This window comes from Hyphomonas sp. GM-8P (assembly GCF_003263315.1).
GTDB lineage: Bacteria > Pseudomonadota > Alphaproteobacteria > Caulobacterales > Hyphomonadaceae > Hyphomonas.
Genome location: NZ_AWFE01000088.1, coordinates 1 through 14,775, shown reverse-complemented (window position 1 = coordinate 14,775; position 14,775 = coordinate 1). Strand labels below are relative to the sequence as shown.

General features: G+C 51.5%; 17 protein-coding genes. All 17 read left to right on the top strand.

The features are described from left to right. Positions 1-150: 150 nt before the first annotated feature. The 17 genes from HY26_RS13840 (at position 151) to hypB (ending at position 14,565) form a co-directional block, all read left to right on the top strand. Positions 151-1,113, top strand: a complete 963-nt coding sequence (locus tag HY26_RS13840) for a hydrogenase (RefSeq protein WP_112073829.1) — start codon at positions 151-153, stop codon at positions 1,111-1,113. Between the two features lie 24 nt (positions 1,114-1,137). Next, positions 1,138-2,733, top strand: a complete 1,596-nt coding sequence (locus HY26_RS13835; RefSeq protein ID WP_112073828.1) for a nickel-dependent hydrogenase large subunit — start codon at positions 1,138-1,140, stop codon at positions 2,731-2,733. Between the two features lie 80 nt (positions 2,734-2,813). After that, the gene (locus tag HY26_RS13830; protein ID WP_233351633.1) at positions 2,814-3,197 is read left to right on the top strand and encodes a hypothetical protein; all 384 of its coding nucleotides are present in this window, start codon (positions 2,814-2,816) and stop codon (positions 3,195-3,197) included. Positions 3,198-3,206: 9 nt separating this feature from the next. Next, on the top strand, positions 3,207-3,539 hold the full coding sequence (locus HY26_RS13825) for a hypothetical protein (RefSeq protein ID WP_112073827.1): 333 nt from the start codon (positions 3,207-3,209) through the stop codon (positions 3,537-3,539). Then, the gene (locus tag HY26_RS13820; RefSeq protein ID WP_112073826.1) at positions 3,512-4,012 is read left to right on the top strand and encodes a hydrogenase maturation protease; all 501 of its coding nucleotides are present in this window, start codon (positions 3,512-3,514) and stop codon (positions 4,010-4,012) included. Before HY26_RS13825 ends, HY26_RS13820 begins: the two co-directional genes overlap by 28 nt. A 416-nt stretch (positions 4,013-4,428) precedes the next feature. Then, positions 4,429-5,418 carry a hypothetical protein gene (locus HY26_RS13810; RefSeq protein WP_112073824.1) on the top strand — a complete coding sequence of 330 codons (990 nt, stop codon included), beginning with the start codon at positions 4,429-4,431 and terminating at the stop codon, positions 5,416-5,418. Positions 5,419-5,439: 21 nt separating this feature from the next. Further along, positions 5,440-5,640 carry a hypothetical protein gene (locus HY26_RS13805; protein WP_233351632.1) on the top strand — a complete coding sequence of 67 codons (201 nt, stop codon included), beginning with the start codon at positions 5,440-5,442 and terminating at the stop codon, positions 5,638-5,640. Beyond that, the gene (locus HY26_RS13800) at positions 5,640-5,861 is read left to right on the top strand and encodes a hypothetical protein (protein WP_112073823.1); all 222 of its coding nucleotides are present in this window, start codon (positions 5,640-5,642) and stop codon (positions 5,859-5,861) included. Before HY26_RS13805 ends, HY26_RS13800 begins: the two co-directional genes overlap by 1 nt. A 4-nt stretch (positions 5,862-5,865) precedes the next feature. Continuing rightward, entirely contained in the window at positions 5,866-6,732 is an 867-nt protein-coding gene (locus tag HY26_RS13795) for a NifU family protein (protein ID WP_112073822.1), read from the top strand. Between the two features lie 4 nt (positions 6,733-6,736). After that, entirely contained in the window at positions 6,737-7,915 is a 1,179-nt protein-coding gene (locus tag HY26_RS13790) for a hypothetical protein (protein WP_112073821.1), read from the top strand. After that, positions 7,912-10,290, top strand: a complete 2,379-nt coding sequence (hypF, locus tag HY26_RS13785; protein ID WP_112073820.1) for a carbamoyltransferase HypF — start codon at positions 7,912-7,914, stop codon at positions 10,288-10,290. Before HY26_RS13790 ends, hypF begins: the two co-directional genes overlap by 4 nt. Continuing rightward, positions 10,281-10,577, top strand: coding sequence for a HypC/HybG/HupF family hydrogenase formation chaperone (hypC, locus tag HY26_RS13780; RefSeq protein WP_112073819.1), 297 nt, complete (start codon positions 10,281-10,283; stop codon positions 10,575-10,577). Before hypF ends, hypC begins: the two co-directional genes overlap by 10 nt. Then, complete coding sequence (hypD, locus tag HY26_RS13775) at positions 10,574-11,719, top strand: hydrogenase formation protein HypD (RefSeq protein WP_112073818.1); 1,146 nt, start codon at positions 10,574-10,576, stop codon at positions 11,717-11,719. The genes hypC and hypD overlap by 4 nt, the downstream gene beginning before the upstream one ends. Then, positions 11,716-12,762 (top strand): hydrogenase expression/formation protein HypE, encoded by a 1,047-nt coding sequence (hypE, locus tag HY26_RS13770; protein ID WP_112073817.1) that lies wholly within the window; start codon positions 11,716-11,718, stop codon positions 12,760-12,762. The genes hypD and hypE overlap by 4 nt, the downstream gene beginning before the upstream one ends. Then, positions 12,763-13,482 carry a high frequency lysogenization protein HflD gene (locus tag HY26_RS13765; protein WP_112073816.1) on the top strand — a complete coding sequence of 240 codons (720 nt, stop codon included), beginning with the start codon at positions 12,763-12,765 and terminating at the stop codon, positions 13,480-13,482. A gap of 1 nt (position 13,483) precedes the next feature. Then, positions 13,484-13,726 (top strand): hydrogenase maturation nickel metallochaperone HypA, encoded by a 243-nt coding sequence (locus tag HY26_RS13760; protein WP_112073815.1) that lies wholly within the window; start codon positions 13,484-13,486, stop codon positions 13,724-13,726. Positions 13,727-13,755: 29 nt separating this feature from the next. Continuing rightward, on the top strand, positions 13,756-14,565 hold the full coding sequence (gene hypB / locus HY26_RS13755; RefSeq protein WP_233350146.1) for a hydrogenase nickel incorporation protein HypB: 810 nt from the start codon (positions 13,756-13,758) through the stop codon (positions 14,563-14,565). The last annotated feature ends 210 nt before the right edge of the window (positions 14,566-14,775 follow it).

Below are 14,775 nucleotides of genomic sequence, written 5' to 3'. Positions count from 1 at the left end.
AATGAATGAGGGACGCGAGGGTCTCAGGTCAGTCTCTGTAAACTTAGTTAGCGTTTTGTGCAGGTGGTGTTTGGCATGGATATCAACTGATAAGCTGACTCATAATTTACAAACGGCGAAAATCGCCGAGAACAGCGGAGGAAACTAATCATGGCCAATCTTCTTTGGTTGCAAGGGGGGGCTTGTTCAGGGAACACGATGTCGTTTCTAAACGCTGAAGAGCCCAGCGCATGCGATCTCGTAACTGACTTTGGAATTAATGTGCTGTGGCAGCCATCTCTCGGCCTTGAGTTAGGCGACAACGTTAAAACTATTCTGGAGAAGTGTATTTCTGGCGAAATTCAGCTTGATATTTTTGTATTCGAAGGAACTGTGATCAATGCGCCAGATGGAACCGGTGAGTGGAACCGGTTCTGCGGCGAGCCCATGAAGAACTGGGTCAAAAAGCTATGCGATGCGGCTCAATACGTGGTTGCAATCGGTGATTGCGCTACATGGGGCGGCATTCCAGCGACCGCTCCAAACCCTTCCGATAGTGAAGGTCTTCAATTCCTCAAACGCGCAAAAGGTGGTGCATTGGGGGAGAACTTTGTTTCCAAAGCTGGGCTTCCAGTCATTAACATCCCTGGATGTCCAGCTCACCCCGACTGGGTAACTCAAATTTTGGTTGCAGTAGCTTCGGGGCGAGGCGGAGATCTTACTTTGGACGAATTCCAGAGGCCAAAAACATTCTTTGCGAGCTTTACCCAAACAGGCTGTACGCGAAATATGCATTTTGCGTACAAAGTGTCGACCACCGCGTTTGGGCAGCGTAAGGGCTGTCTATTCTACGATCTAGGATGCCGCGGTCCAATGACCCACAGTCCATGCAATCGCATCTTGTGGAACCGGCAATCTTCAAAAACACGGGCGGGTATGCCTTGCCTGGGCTGTACTGAACCAGAATTCCCATTCTTTGATCTTGCGCCGGGCACAGTTTTCAAAACGCAAACAGTTATGGGGGTTCCAAAGGACTTGCCAACTGGGGTCGATAAAAAAGGATATATGAAACTGACCGCTGCCGCCAAAAACGCTTCTCCGGCTTGGGCCGAAGAAGATATTTTCGTGGTTTAGGCGAGCGCAGAGGGAAATAAGACAATGTCAGCTATTCAAACACTTGATATATCGCCAGTCGGGCGAGTCGAAGGCGATCTAGATGTTCGCGTGGATATCCAGGACGGTGTGGTCACAAACGCTTGGACAAATGCAGAGATGTTCAGGGGCTTTGAGGTTATCCTTAAAGACAAAGACCCGCAGGCCGGGTTGGTCGTGACGCCGCGGGCTTGCGGGATATGCGGCGCGTCTCACCTGACCTGTGCAGCGTGGGCGCTCGATACCGCTTGGGGTACAACGGTACCGCGCAATGCGATTTTGGCGCGCAATCTGGGGCAGATTGTTGAGTCGCTTCAGTCGCTACCTCGCCATCACTATGGCCTGTTCATGATTGACTTTACGAACCAAAACTACGCCAAAAGTCAGTATTTCGAGGAAGCCGTTAAACGCTATTCACCATTCACTGGAACTTCATATGAAGCCGGAGTGACAATATCTGGAAGGCCCGTAGAAATTTACGCTCTACTTGGCGGGCAATGGCCGCATTCCTCATACATGGTGCCAGGTGGTGTAATGTGTTCACCAACACTTACAGACGTAACGCGCTCTGTCGCGATCCTTGAGCATTTCCGTAGAAATTGGATCGAGCCACTTTGGTTCGGCTGTTCAATGGAGCGTTACGAGGAAATCCAGTCATATGATGACTTCATGGCTTGGTTGAATGAGAAACCTGAGCACGCGAATTCAGATCTCGGCATGTATTGGCGCATGGCGATGGATATAGGCCTTGATAAATACGGCCGAGGCCACGCGAAATTCATTACTTGGGGATACCTGCCGCATGAGGACAAGTATCAAAACCCGACAATCGAAGGGCGCAATTCTGCCGTTATCATGAAATCAGGTGTTTATGACGGTGCAACCGATACGCATAAGCTCATGGATCAGGCAATGACACGAGAAGACGTGACGCACGCTTGGTATGATGAGGTTGGTGGAACTCACCCATTTGATCGCGTGACCAATCCAGTAGGTAAGAACCCCATCGATCATGAGGGTAAATATTCTTGGTCGACTGCGGTGCGCCATTCCGAAAACGGACGACTTGAAGCTGGGCCACTGGCTCGTCAATTGGTTGCGGGCGGCAGCCATGGAGAGGCTTGGCAGCATTCAGATCCATTGATCTTGGACATGTACCGAAAGATGGGGGGGCCTTCTATCGCACTTCGCCATTTCGCGCGTATGCATGAGCTTTGCAAACTCTATCGTGAGGCTGAGCGAATTCTACGTGAGTTCAAGCTGAACGACGATTGGTATATTAAGCCCACAGAAAAAGATGGCCAAGGCTGGGGTGCAACTGAAGCTATCCGCGGAGCGCTGTGTCACTGGATCGATGTAAAAGATGGTAAGATAAGCAATTACCAAATCATTGCTCCGACAACGTGGAATGTGGGGCCGCGAGCAACGGACGGCGAAAGAGGCCCAATCGAGGAAGCCTTAATTGGAACTCCAATTCAGAATCCATCAGATCCCGTCGAGGTTGGGCACGTTTGCCGTTCGTATGATAGCTGCCTTGTTTGCACAGTTCATGCGCACGATGCCAAAACAGGTGAAGAGCTGGCCAGGTTCCGTACAGCGTAAAACTTGTTTTAAACGAGAGATGTGCGTCATGAAAGGGAACTCATCGTTCCTTCCATGACGCGCATCCTGAAAGAGCAGTGATGACAGAAAAACCGGGAATGTCCGAACAGGGAGACGTTGGCAAAACACTCGAACGATATGGTGTGACACCAACGGATGCCAACCATGCAACTTTGATCAAAATGATAGAGGATATGTTTGAAGAGGGACTTGCTACTCAACTCGAGCCGTTTCCAGAAAATGATAGAGAGTTCTCAAAGTTACTGGATCAATTGCGTGAACTGAGCCCTGATGACCTTCGGCGAAAACTGATCATCAGTGGTTGGAAGCTGTCGCCCCATGGTGAGGACGACATGCGGTGCCAAGAGTGCATGTACTATCTTGTTCACAAACGTTGGTGTGACTTGCCTGAACTTGATTTGCCCGCCGAACCAGAATGGTGGTGCCGTTTGTGGCGGATTTAGGAGGGGGATATGTCCGATATTGGGGCCACTCGCGACGAAGATAATCTACGTGAAGAGATCGCTCAAAAATTAAAGGCGGGATTAAAGACTGAAGTATTCCCACGCGCTGAAACCTCTGCCGCTGTGAACGCGATCATTATGCGGTTGCGTGAAGAGGCTGGCGCGAATGTCGAAAAGAAGCTCGTTATCGGCGGCTTCACCGACCACACGATCGAAGTCGAAGACATCGAGCAGCCCTGCGAAACGTGCATGTATTATCTGGTACACAGGAAGTTTTGTGAATTGCCAGAATTGATGCTGCCTGTTGAGCCAGAATGGTCTTGTCGGCTGTGGCGGATATAAAGCTGGCAATCATCGGATGCGGAAACACAAACCGCAGTGACGATGGCGTTGGCCCGCACGTTATCGCTGAACTACGAACTCGTGATCTGCCAGGTGGCGCTAAATTGTTCGATGGTGGCACTGACGGAATGGGGGTCATGTACCAAGCCAAGGGCGCAACTCACCTGATCATCATCGATGCCCGTGCACCAGAAGACCAGCCCGGCGCGATATATGAGGTGCCAGGAGAGATCCTTGCCGCTCCACCTCCGCAAAGTCTGAATTTGCATGATTTTCGGTGGGATCACGCATTGTATGCGGGAAAAAAAATTTACGGAGATTCCTTTCCCAAGCACGTGAAAGTATTTCTGATTGAGGCGGAAAATTTGGAACTGGGCCTGGAGCTTTCCAGCGCCGTACAAAGCTCGGTAGCGCGAATTGCGAGTCGAATTGAAGCGTTAGCCGCGGCGGGAACAGCGGGTGCTTGGTCGTGAGTGCATGTCTGTCTGTCCGCAAAGGGTCGATCTATATTCCCTCGTCAGACTGCGAGACCTATTTTCGTGGTCTCGACGCCGTAATCGTAGTTGTGAGAGAAAACGAGCTCAATGTTATGCCAGTTCAGCAAATGAGTGCTGGCGGTTACATTCTCAAAATTCGGAACGCGAACGGCGATCGGGTTGTGACCGCGCCTGACGTGTTTGCCGAGCATCAACTCATGGATTGGAATGATGATGCTGTAGAGGCTGTTTGGTGCTCTGAGCGAGGCGCTCTGATATGCGCTTTGCCTAAGGTGTAAACTAACTTTACGCTATGAAAATTTTGTAGACAGTTAATTTTTCCTCCGCTACGGCTTGTCATCTAAATAATAATTGCGGTGGCAAGCCGCTTTTTTTTGCGTGGAGGAGCCCGGATGGCGCGGGAGAGTAGAGCTGCGGTTGAGGCCGATGCAGCCCGACAAGCAGTTATCGATGCCGATGCCGGGGTTGCAGAGAAAGCTGAGATGCTCATGGAAATTGCTATGGGGATGCAGCAGAAGCCGAAATCTCGAGAAGATTTGATCGAAGCCGTTTCACTCTATCAAGAGGCCATAGAGATGTGTCCGCCTGAAGAGGCTCTATTGGAGGCTAGGATATTCTCCCGAATGGCGACCGCGCAAATGATGATCCCCGCTGACGATGTTACGTTTTTGGACGCGGCCCGCTCATCAATGGAATCCGCGCTCGCAACACTGAGTACGCAAGGCAAGCCAGCGGAAGTTGCGGAGGCGGAAATGAATTACGGCCTAATACTGCAAAATTTGGCGGGCGCGAACCGCGCTCGGATCCAGGATTGTATTGGTGCGTATCAAAGAGCGCTTCGCACATTCGAAGCGAAACAATACCCAGCGGAGTTCGCTATTCTGCAAAACAATCTAGCGACCGCGTTTCTTTCTATTCCGTTCACCGACGAACGATCAAAAATGCGAGAGGCATTGGCTGTGCAGGCATTTGAGGAGGGCTTGAAAGTGGTCACTTTGGTCGATCACCCCAGCGAATACGCAATGCTGCAAAACAATCTGGGTAATGCTCTTCAATATGCTTCCTCTAGTCATCGAGTAGAGAATGGTTTCCGCGCATTGGAGGCTTATGATGAAGCGCTGCGTGTTCGAAACATCTCAGATACCCCTTTAGAGTATGCAAACACGATATCGAACAAAGCAAATTGTCTCGCTAACCTGCCGGATGCGCTTGACGCTCCAGAAAAGGGAAATCCCGAGAACTTGGCCGATGCCATAGCTTTGTACAAAGAAGCGCTCGGCCTTTTTCAGCAGTTTGGCGAACTGCAAAAGGCGGACGCAGTGTCAGCAGCAATACTCGAGCTCGAAGTAGACATCGAGAAAGCACAAAACTTACTGAATTAAACGGACTGGGAAGGAAATTTTATGATTGCGATGCTGATTGCTTTAGGGCTGGGAGCCTTGGCCGCTCTAGTGGGAGGCATTAGTTCAGGGATTGTTATTGGTGGCGAAGCCCTCGGCAAAGAAATGGCCGGCGCGATGGGGGGATTGTACGGGCTGTTGTCAGGTGGAGCCGCCGTCATTCTCGGTTTGCTCATTCTAACTTTTATTGTTGGAGCTGCCTAATGTTTGAGATGATTTTTGACTCAGTGAAACTGTTTTTTACGGGCCGTCTTTTCCAAAATTACTCGAAAGTCATTCAGCTGTTTTTGGTCGGAGTGCTTTGCGGGACTGCAATCCTCGTTGCGCTTGGATACTTTGTGTCTCCGATCGTGGGAGCGATTGGCGGCGGCCTCGTGGCGGGTATCATGCAACCCGTTCTCTTCAAAAACTTGAAATATAAATAAAGTAATGGGTGATCCGAACCTCTCACAAACCGCCGAAGAACGGGATCTTAGTAGCCTGCTTTCAGATCTGGCCGCGCTTGAAGCGCTGGCAGAGAATTGGCCGGAACAGCAAAAAAATGCTGCTTCGGCTCGAGGGGAAGCCATTGACGCTCTAAATGCTGCAGCATTTCGGCGCCTAATACGGATATTACAGTCGGTGCCAGGAATATCGAGCGCTCTGCGCGAAGCGGCAGGTGACGAAGTCGTTTACACAGTTCTTCGCCGTCACGGTATCTTGAAACCAAGCCTGCATGAGCAGGTGGACGAGGCGCTGAATTCTATCCGTCCTGCGCTAGCTTCACACGGCGGAGACGTTGAACTTGTATCCGTCGAAGAAACGTCAGTTACGGTTAGGTTTTTGGGTGCTTGCGATGGTTGCCCAGCATCTGCTTTGACCTTTTATGGCGGCGTCAAAAAAGCCATACAAGACAAGTTTCCAAACATTGTAGAGGTCAAACAAGCAAAAGGGCTAGGCGGAGGCGAAGGTGTCGAATACGCCTCTCCGTTCGCAAACTTCCAGAGAGAAGGTTGGACCAAAGCCATCGCGCTAGATGAAGTTTTGGACGGTACGACAAAGGTTCTAGAAGTAGATGGTGAATCCGTCATTCTCACTCGCTTAGGCGACAAGGTGACCTGTTTCAAAAACGCCTGCGCTCATATGGGCATGGCTATGGATGGCGGTGACATCGATGATGCGATCATCACCTGTCCTTATCACGGCTTTCAATACTCGTTGGAAAGCGGTGAGTGCTTGACCGCACCAGAGGTGCAGCTTCAGCCGCACGGGGTGCGGGTGAAAGATGGTCAGATAGAAGTTCGTTTAACAAGGTAGTGACATGAAAGTCTCAATGGCGTCTTCATTTGGTCCAATCAAAGCAGAGGGAACTGCTTTAAAGGGCGCGCCGCTTTTGTCGGAAGACGGCCCCTATGTTGTGCTGGGCTGGCAAGAACAAGAACTCGTCATGCCGAACACACCATCAGCATCTGTGCTATTTGGGCCGCGCGGAGCGGCACGGGCAAAAGACGGATCACTGTGGGTCGCTGATACCGGCCACCATCGTTTATTGGGGTGGTTAACTGGGCCGACTGTGGACAACCAAGATGCGGATATACTGATAGGTCAACCTTCTTATTCGCGCGAAGGGCGGAACGCCAAAGGCGAACCCAGTAAGTCAACTTTAAATGTTCCGACGGGTGTTTCGCGATGGCGCGACGGGATTGCTGTAGCAGATGCATGGAACCATCGCGTTTTGCTTTGGCACGAAGTGCCAAAAATTCAGAATCAACCTGCAGATATTGTCCTTGGTCAAAAGGATGGGTGTTCCATCGAAGCGAACCATGGCCGAGACGCTCCGCGCGCGACGAGTCTGCATTGGCCATATGGAGTTGTCGAGGTTGATGGGAAGCTCGCCGTTTGCGATGCGGGCAATCGGCGAGTTTTGATATGGAATTCTCCTGAGGAAACAGGACAACCCGCAGACCTTGTTCTTGGCCAAAACAACATGGAGACGAGAGATGAAAACTGTGGTCAAGAAATTGGCCGCATGGGGATGCGCTGGCCACACGCAGCAGTGAACTGGCAGGGTGGATTTGCAGTCGCTGACGCTGGGAATAACCGAGTCATGCTTTGGGATGAGTGGCCAACACAAAATGGCCAGCCTTGCAGCCATGTTCTGGGGCAGAAGAATTTCACGGACTGCGATCACAATCTTGCATCTTACTATCCAACGTCCGCCGCCCTTAATATGCCTTACGCGGTAGCCGTTAGCGAAAACAAGTTGCTCGTTGCGGATACCGCAAACTCCAGACTCGTAGGCTGGCGGGAAACGACTACCGGCGCCGATGCGGATTGGCTAACAGGGCAACCGGATTTTGCTTCGAAAGGTGATAATCGATGGGGAATTATTGAGCGAGATTCCCTCTGTTGGCCGTATGGCATCACGAGTTCAGATGACGAGTTGATTATCGCGGATAGCGGAAACAACCGTGTCCTTCTGTGGAGGATGGCGAAATGAGCTCCCGCCTCGCTGGCGAATTGATTGTGGTGCGCGGTCAAGTCCAAGGAGTTGGTTTTCGACCAACCGTCTGGCGGCTTGCGCATGAATTAGAATTGGTTGGCGATGTTTGCAACACTCCTGAGGGCGTCAATATTCGACTATGGGGTGATCGGATCTCGGCTTTTGTTGAACGCTTGCAGAGTGAAGCGCCGCCGCTAGCGCGTATTCAAGAGATGGAACGTCGATCAGTGAGCGGTGAAATCCCCAGTGCATTTGAGATCGCCCAGACATCCGAAGGCGTGATGCGCGTTGCAATCACGCCGGACGCTGCCACTTGTCAGGATTGTCTAGACGAGATCAACGACCCTTTTGATCGGCGCTTTCGGTACCCATTTGCAAATTGCACAAATTGTGGCCCTCGCTTTTCAATCATTCACGGCGCACCTTATGATCGTGCAAAGACCAGTATGCGAGCCTTTGATCTTTGCGGTGATTGTCAAACGGAGTACGAGAACCCGTTAGACCGCCGTTATCACGCTCAACCCGTAGCATGCCACATGTGCGGTCCAAAAGCTTGGATAGAAAAGCTCGGTCAGGGCATCGTTAACTGCGAAGCCTTCTCTATGTTAGATGATGTTGACGCAGTCGGCGGGATGCTGAAATCAGGTGAAATAGTTGCCATTAAAGGACTTGGCGGATTTCATCTCGCTTGCGATGCGACTAATTCTGCTAGCGTTGAAAAACTACGAGAACGAAAGCAGCGCAAAGACAAGGCGTTCGCGCTCATGGCGCGCGATATCGAAGCGATCTCGGCCTTTGCCCACATAACTGCGGAGGAGGAAGCGCTGTTACGCTCCAGCGCTGCTCCAATTGTCCTACTTGAAGCGCGACGCGATGCTCACTTGCCGGACGCTGTCGCCCCCGGACTAAATCGTCTGGGCTTCATGCTGCCGTATACACCGCTTCATCATATCATGCTGAAGCGCATGACACGGCCAATCGTTATGACATCTGGTAACATCTCCGGCGAACCTCAATGTTACACGAACGAAGCTGCTCGAAACCGGTTGGCAGAAGTCGCCGACTTTGGCTGCATGACCGATCGAGATATCGTCAATCGCATTGACGATAGCGTGGTGCGTTGTGATCTTGGTGCTCCCAGAATACTAAGACGAGCGCGCGGTTATGCGCCATCTTCGCTATCGCTTCCTCCAGGGTTGGAGAATGCGCCTCCCATGATTGCGTACGGTGCGGATCTAAAAAACGCCTTCTGCTTAGTCAAAGATGGCGAAGCCATTTTGAGTCAACATATGGGGGACCTGGCGGACCCCACGACCGCGGACGAACTAACGCACAATCTATCACTCTACCGTGATTTGTATGAACACGTTCCGGCAACAATCGTTGTGGATCAGCACCCAGAGTATTTTTCCTCCAAATTGGGTAAACACGACGCGGATCAGTTGGATCTTCCACTGATCGAGGTGCAACATCACCACGCGCATATTGCGTCGTGCATGGCGGAGAATGCGTGGCCAACGGATGGCGGCGATGTTCTCGGGATCGCGCTCGATGGAGCCGGGTGGGGCGGCGACGGGACAATATGGGGCGGAGAGTTTCTGGCTTGCAACTACACTTCGTTTAAACGACTGGCGATGCTAAAACCGGTGGCTCTACCTGGTGGTGATGCTGCAGCGCGTGAGCCTTGGAGGAATGCGTACGCGCATATTACTGCACAGATGGGGTGGGCTGAGTTCGCAATGAATTTCTCTGACTTGGATATATTCAAGTTCTTGAGTTTAAAGCCAAGAGACACCCTCGATAGCATGATCTCAGAGCAGGTGAATTCACCTAAATCAACATCCTGTGGCCGTTTGTTTGATGCAGCTGCCGCAATTGCTGGTCTGGCGCCGGAACGTCAAACCTATGAAGGTCAAGCTGCAATGCTATTTGAGGCCGCGATTGACCCAGGTGCGCTCGATGAGAGTTCAGATCTGGATTACCCATTTTCTATTCCCCTAATAGATGGACATGGCATGCCATACATCGAACCGTTAGCTGTATGGAGAGCGATGCTTGGCGATCTGGTATTGCAAACCCCTATAGGTGTGATTGCAGCTAGATTTCACCGCGGTTTAGCCCGGGCAATTGTGGCGATGACCAAACGCCTCATGGGGAACCAACCGACTTTCTCAGCGGTCGCTCTCTCGGGCGGCTGCTTCCAAAATCAAACTCTCTTCAAACTCGTGCATGGACATTTGAGAGACGCTGAAATCGACGTCCTGACACACAAACAAGTTCCAGCAAATGACGGTGGTATTGCGCTTGGACAAGCCGCGATCGCCGCCGCAATTATTCTTAACCAAAACCAAGGGAGCAAACGATGTGTTTAGGAATTCCAGCACAGATTATGTCCATTTCTGATGCGACTAAAAAGCTTGCAATGGTCGAGGTCTCGGGAGTTCAACGCGAGGTCAATGTTGCCTGCATAATGCCAGAGAGCGGCGACGCGGATGAATTGCTCGGCGCTTGGGCATTGATCCACGTTGGGTTTGCGATGAGCCGGATAAATGAAGAGGAGGCTAAGAAGACTTTAGAGATCCTCATCCAGCTCGGAGAAGCGCAAGCAGAAATAGAGGCAATGCGCCACGGACAAGCTGCATTGGAGGGGTCATCATGAAGTACGCTGACGAGTTTCGCGACCCTGAGGCGGTCAATACGGTTTTATCAGAGATCGAAAGCATTATTGACGAAATTGGTGCCACCGCCGACCAGCCTATCCACATTATGGAAATTTGCGGTGGGCACACTCACGCAATCTTTAGGTATGGGTTGGATAAGCTAACGCCGGAAGGGCTAGAGTTTATTCATGGCCCTGGGTGTCCTGTCTGCGTGCTACCCATGGCCCGCGTAGACGAATGCGTAGAGCTAGCTGAGCGCCCAGAGGTTATATTTACGACCTTTGGCGATGCCGTCCGGGTGCCCGGGACTAAGAAATCGCTTCTCCAGGCCAAAGCAGATGGCGCGGATATTAGGATCGTTTACTCGCCTCTAGATGCCTTAGAACTGGCGCGCCGAAATCCTGATCGCGAGGTGGTTTTCTTTGCATTGGGCTTTGAGACAACAACGCCGTCAACCGCTCTTTGCGTGCAACAAGCAGCACAAGAAAAAATCTCCAATTTTTCCCTCTTTTGCAATCACATCACAGTCCCGCCACCGATCAAAGTTCTCTTGGATGATCCATACATGAAGCTGGATGGGTTTGTTGGGCCAGGTCACGTTTCCATGGTGATAGGCTTGGAGCCTTATGAGTTCATTGCCCGCGACTATAATAAACCAATCGTCGTCGCCGGATTCGAACCTGTAGATTTGCTGCAATCAGTGATGATGGTTTTGGAACAAATCAAATCAGGGCAAGCTAAGGTCGAAAACCAGTATGCCAGAATTGTTCCAGATCAAGGCAATCCCGTTTCCATCGCCGCCTGTGAAGATGTCTATGAACGGCGTGAATCTTTTGAATGGCGCGGCCTGGGTGAAATCGATGAATCTGGCCTCAAAATCCGAGAAAAGTACGCGTCGTTCGATGCTGAGAGAAAATTTGGCATCGGCTATGGCCAAGCATCACGGGTCGTAGAAGAACCCGAAGGCTGTCGGTGCGGTGATGTAATGACGGGCCGTATCAAGCCAATTCAATGCGAGCAATTCGGCAAAGGATGCACGCCGGAACGGCCATTGGGTGCGTTAATGGTTTCTTCCGAGGGAGCATGCGCGGCATACTATCAATACGGAGGGGTTCGTCCGGACCTGGAGCCGGCCGCATGAAACAGGCCGCGCAAACCGCCAGAAAACTGCGCGCCACTCATGTAACGCTCGCACATGGCGGCGGCGGGAAAGCCATGCGTGATCTGATTGAAGATGTGTTCACAAGCCGCTTTAAACCAGACGGTGCTGAAGACCAGGCCCGATTGGAGCCGGGTGCCCTCGCTCAGGAAGGCGCGAAGCTTGCCTTCACTACAGATAGTTTTGTGGTCTATCCTCTGGAATTTCCGGGCGGTGATATTGGGCGCATCTCTGTATGTGGCACAGTCAATGATCTAGCGGTCGGAGGTGCTACTCCACTTTGGTTATCTGCCTCGTTCATTTTGGAGGAGGGCATCGAGGTGGATCTTTTGCGCCGCGTCGTTGATTCGATGTGCAAGGCTGCCGATGAGGCGGGCGTGAAAATTGTCACCGGAGACACTAAAGTCGTAGAACGGGGAAGCGCCGACAAATTGTTCATTACGACGTCAGGCGTGGGTGTCATCCCGTCAGGTCGAAATCTCTCCGCCACCTCCGTCCGTGAGGGAGACGTTGCAATTGTCAGCGGGCTGCTAGGAGATCACGGCGCAACGATATTGGCTGCCAGAGGAGACTTGGCAATCAATGCGGATATTAGGTCAGACGGCCAACCTCTTGGTGAACTGATGGACGCAGTGATCAATGCTGCGCCAAATTTGCGTTGTTCGCGCGACGCGACTCGCGGTGGATTGGCTTCAGCCTTGAACGAAATTGCAGAAGCGTCCGCTGTCAGTATTCTAATCGACGAAACGCTATTACCCCTTAGAAAAGAAGTTAGAGGTGTTTGCGAAATCCTCGGCCTTGACCCTCTTTACCTGGCAAACGAAGGGGCTTTGGTCGTTTTCGCTCCGGAAAGCGAAGCCAATGCAGCGCTTGAGGCCATGCGATCTGTCAAAGCGGGAAAGAATGCTGCGATCATTGGGCATGCAAAAAGCGGAATTGCCGGTCGTGTGGAAATGAAAACGATATTTGGAGGAGCAAGAATCGTCGAAATGCTGGTGGGTGAACAGTTGCCGAGGATTTGTTGAATGTTTGGAATTCTCGCACTCGGATTTTTGATTGGCATGACCCACGCTCTGGAAGCAGACCATCTCGCAGCTATGGCGGCTATTTCAAGCGACCACACTGCACAAAAACGAAAGATGATGTTGCGTGGCGCATTTTGGGGGGCTGGACACAGCCTTACCTTATTTGCCTTAGGTGGCGTGGTGATTGTCTTCGGTTTTGTTTTAACCGATGCCACGGCTGCACGACTGGAATTTTCTGTGGGCGCGATGCTGGTTTTGCTAGGACTACATCTCGTTTTTCGTATGTGGCGTCGCAAAATCCACTTTCATGCACATCGTCATGAAGACGGAAAAGCACACCTGCATGCTCACAGTCACCATGGTGAAAAAAGCGCACATTCTGATTCATCACATCAGCACTCTCATCCAGATGGCTTGCCCTGGCGCGCGCTTATCGTAGGGCTTGTCCATGGTGCCGCTGGATCGGCCGGATTGTTGACGCTTGTCATTGCAACCACGCAGAGTGCATTGGTTGCTTTGGCCTATATCCTCGTTTTCGGTGTCGGATCCATCGTCGGTATGGCGGTTCTCTCTTATGCAGTCGCATGGCCGCTTGGCGCAATCGAGCGTTCCGCACGTAAAATCCACGTGACCGTTACGGTTCTTGCTGCTTTGTTTGCGGTCGGCATCGGCGTGAATGTGATGCGCTCTACTGCGGCGCTGGCTTGGGTAGGAGCCTGAGATGCACGAGTTGGGATTAAGCCGTTCCATAGCTGCGATCGTGACAGAAAACTCTAGGGGACGCCAAGTTCGAAGAGTCTCAGTCGCAGTAGGTCCACTCGCCTGCGTCGAGAAGCGTGCTCTGGCGTTTTGCTGGGATATTGTAACCGAAGGCGGGCCGCTGGCTGGATCATTACTGGAGTTTGTAGACGCCGAAGGCGACGTGTTTTTGGTTAAAGAGTTTGAATTTGAGGAGGCTGCGTAATGTGCGGAACTTGTGGATGTTCAGATCCTATGAATAGCGTGACTATCGAAGATGCAAAAACTGGCGAACGCCGGGTGCTGCGAGAAGGTGGGATCATAAAACACAATGAACATGAACCCCATCATCACCACCCTGATCACGAGCATTCCCATGAAGGAGATGATCGTCCGCATGTACATGGGCCTAATGGCGAGATTATCAGTCTTGAAGCTGCCGTCATGTCGAAAAATGATGCTATTGCAGCGCAAAACCGAGGTTGGTTTGAAGGACGGCGTGTTCTCGCGCTCAATTTAGTCAGTTCACCTGGTGCGGGCAAAACTTCCTTGCTCGAATACACAATTCGAAATTTTTCAAAAGACCATCCGATTGCAGTGATTGAAGGGGATCAGATGACTGCAAACGACGCCGAACGCGTGCGTGACGCAGGTGCGCAGGCAGTACAAATCAATACCGGCGCGGGTTGCCACCTTGAGGCAGATATGATCGCGGAAGCGGTTAAATCACTCGAATTGGAAGCAGGTGCCGTCTTGATGATCGAAAATGTGGGGAATCTCGTTTGTCCTTCGATGTTTGATCTCGGCGAGCGCATGAAGATTGCCGTGATTTCGGTGACTGAGGGAGAAGACAAACCGCTAAAATATCCGCACATGTTTCGGGCGTCGAAGTGTGTGCTGATCAATAAGGTCGATATTGCCGAGGCTGTCGAGTTCGACGAAAAGCAATGCCGCGAAAACATTCTATTGGTTAATCCTGAGGCGAAAATTTTAGCCTTGTCCGCGAAGACCGGAGAGGGAACTGCAAAATGGTTCGAGTTTTTAACGGAGCTATGTGAGAGCTGAGGGCTACAGTCCGGAAGAGAGTATTGCGGTGCGCTCTCAATTGCCGGTTTTGATACCTCATACGATTAGAATTACTCATTCTAGGGTCGGTCAATCTGTCATTTGACGGCCCGTTTTCCGTTCGCCATATACGAGAAAATTTTGCCAAAAATCCCAAACGGAATGGCGGCGCAACTTATCGTAAGCATCCGGTGAGCGCCGCCTTGCGCA

Bases quoted from the DNA above. Each gene is read 5' to 3' on its own strand.
- HY26_RS13840 (WP_112073829.1), top strand. From the start codon at position 151: ATGGCCAATCTTCTTTGGTTGCAAGGGGGGGCTTGTTCAGGGAACACG.
- HY26_RS13835 (WP_112073828.1), top strand. From the start codon at position 1,138: ATGTCAGCTATTCAAACACTTGATATATCGCCAGTCGGGCGAGTCGAA.
- HY26_RS13830 (WP_233351633.1), top strand. From the start codon at position 2,814: ATGACAGAAAAACCGGGAATGTCCGAACAGGGAGACGTTGGCAAAACA.
- HY26_RS13825 (WP_112073827.1), top strand. From the start codon at position 3,207: ATGTCCGATATTGGGGCCACTCGCGACGAAGATAATCTACGTGAAGAG.
- HY26_RS13820 (WP_112073826.1), top strand. From the start codon at position 3,512: ATGGTCTTGTCGGCTGTGGCGGATATAAAGCTGGCAATCATCGGATGC.
- HY26_RS13810 (WP_112073824.1), top strand. From the start codon at position 4,429: ATGGCGCGGGAGAGTAGAGCTGCGGTTGAGGCCGATGCAGCCCGACAA.
- HY26_RS13805 (WP_233351632.1), top strand. From the start codon at position 5,440: ATGATTGCGATGCTGATTGCTTTAGGGCTGGGAGCCTTGGCCGCTCTA.
- HY26_RS13800 (WP_112073823.1), top strand. From the start codon at position 5,640: ATGTTTGAGATGATTTTTGACTCAGTGAAACTGTTTTTTACGGGCCGT.
- HY26_RS13795 (WP_112073822.1), top strand. From the start codon at position 5,866: ATGGGTGATCCGAACCTCTCACAAACCGCCGAAGAACGGGATCTTAGT.
- HY26_RS13790 (WP_112073821.1), top strand. From the start codon at position 6,737: ATGAAAGTCTCAATGGCGTCTTCATTTGGTCCAATCAAAGCAGAGGGA.
- hypF (WP_112073820.1), top strand. From the start codon at position 7,912: ATGAGCTCCCGCCTCGCTGGCGAATTGATTGTGGTGCGCGGTCAAGTC.
- hypC (WP_112073819.1), top strand. From the start codon at position 10,281: ATGTGTTTAGGAATTCCAGCACAGATTATGTCCATTTCTGATGCGACT.
- hypD (WP_112073818.1), top strand. From the start codon at position 10,574: ATGAAGTACGCTGACGAGTTTCGCGACCCTGAGGCGGTCAATACGGTT.
- hypE (WP_112073817.1), top strand. From the start codon at position 11,716: ATGAAACAGGCCGCGCAAACCGCCAGAAAACTGCGCGCCACTCATGTA.
- HY26_RS13765 (WP_112073816.1), top strand. From the start codon at position 12,763: ATGTTTGGAATTCTCGCACTCGGATTTTTGATTGGCATGACCCACGCT.
- HY26_RS13760 (WP_112073815.1), top strand. From the start codon at position 13,484: ATGCACGAGTTGGGATTAAGCCGTTCCATAGCTGCGATCGTGACAGAA.
- hypB (WP_233350146.1), top strand. From the start codon at position 13,756: ATGAATAGCGTGACTATCGAAGATGCAAAAACTGGCGAACGCCGGGTG.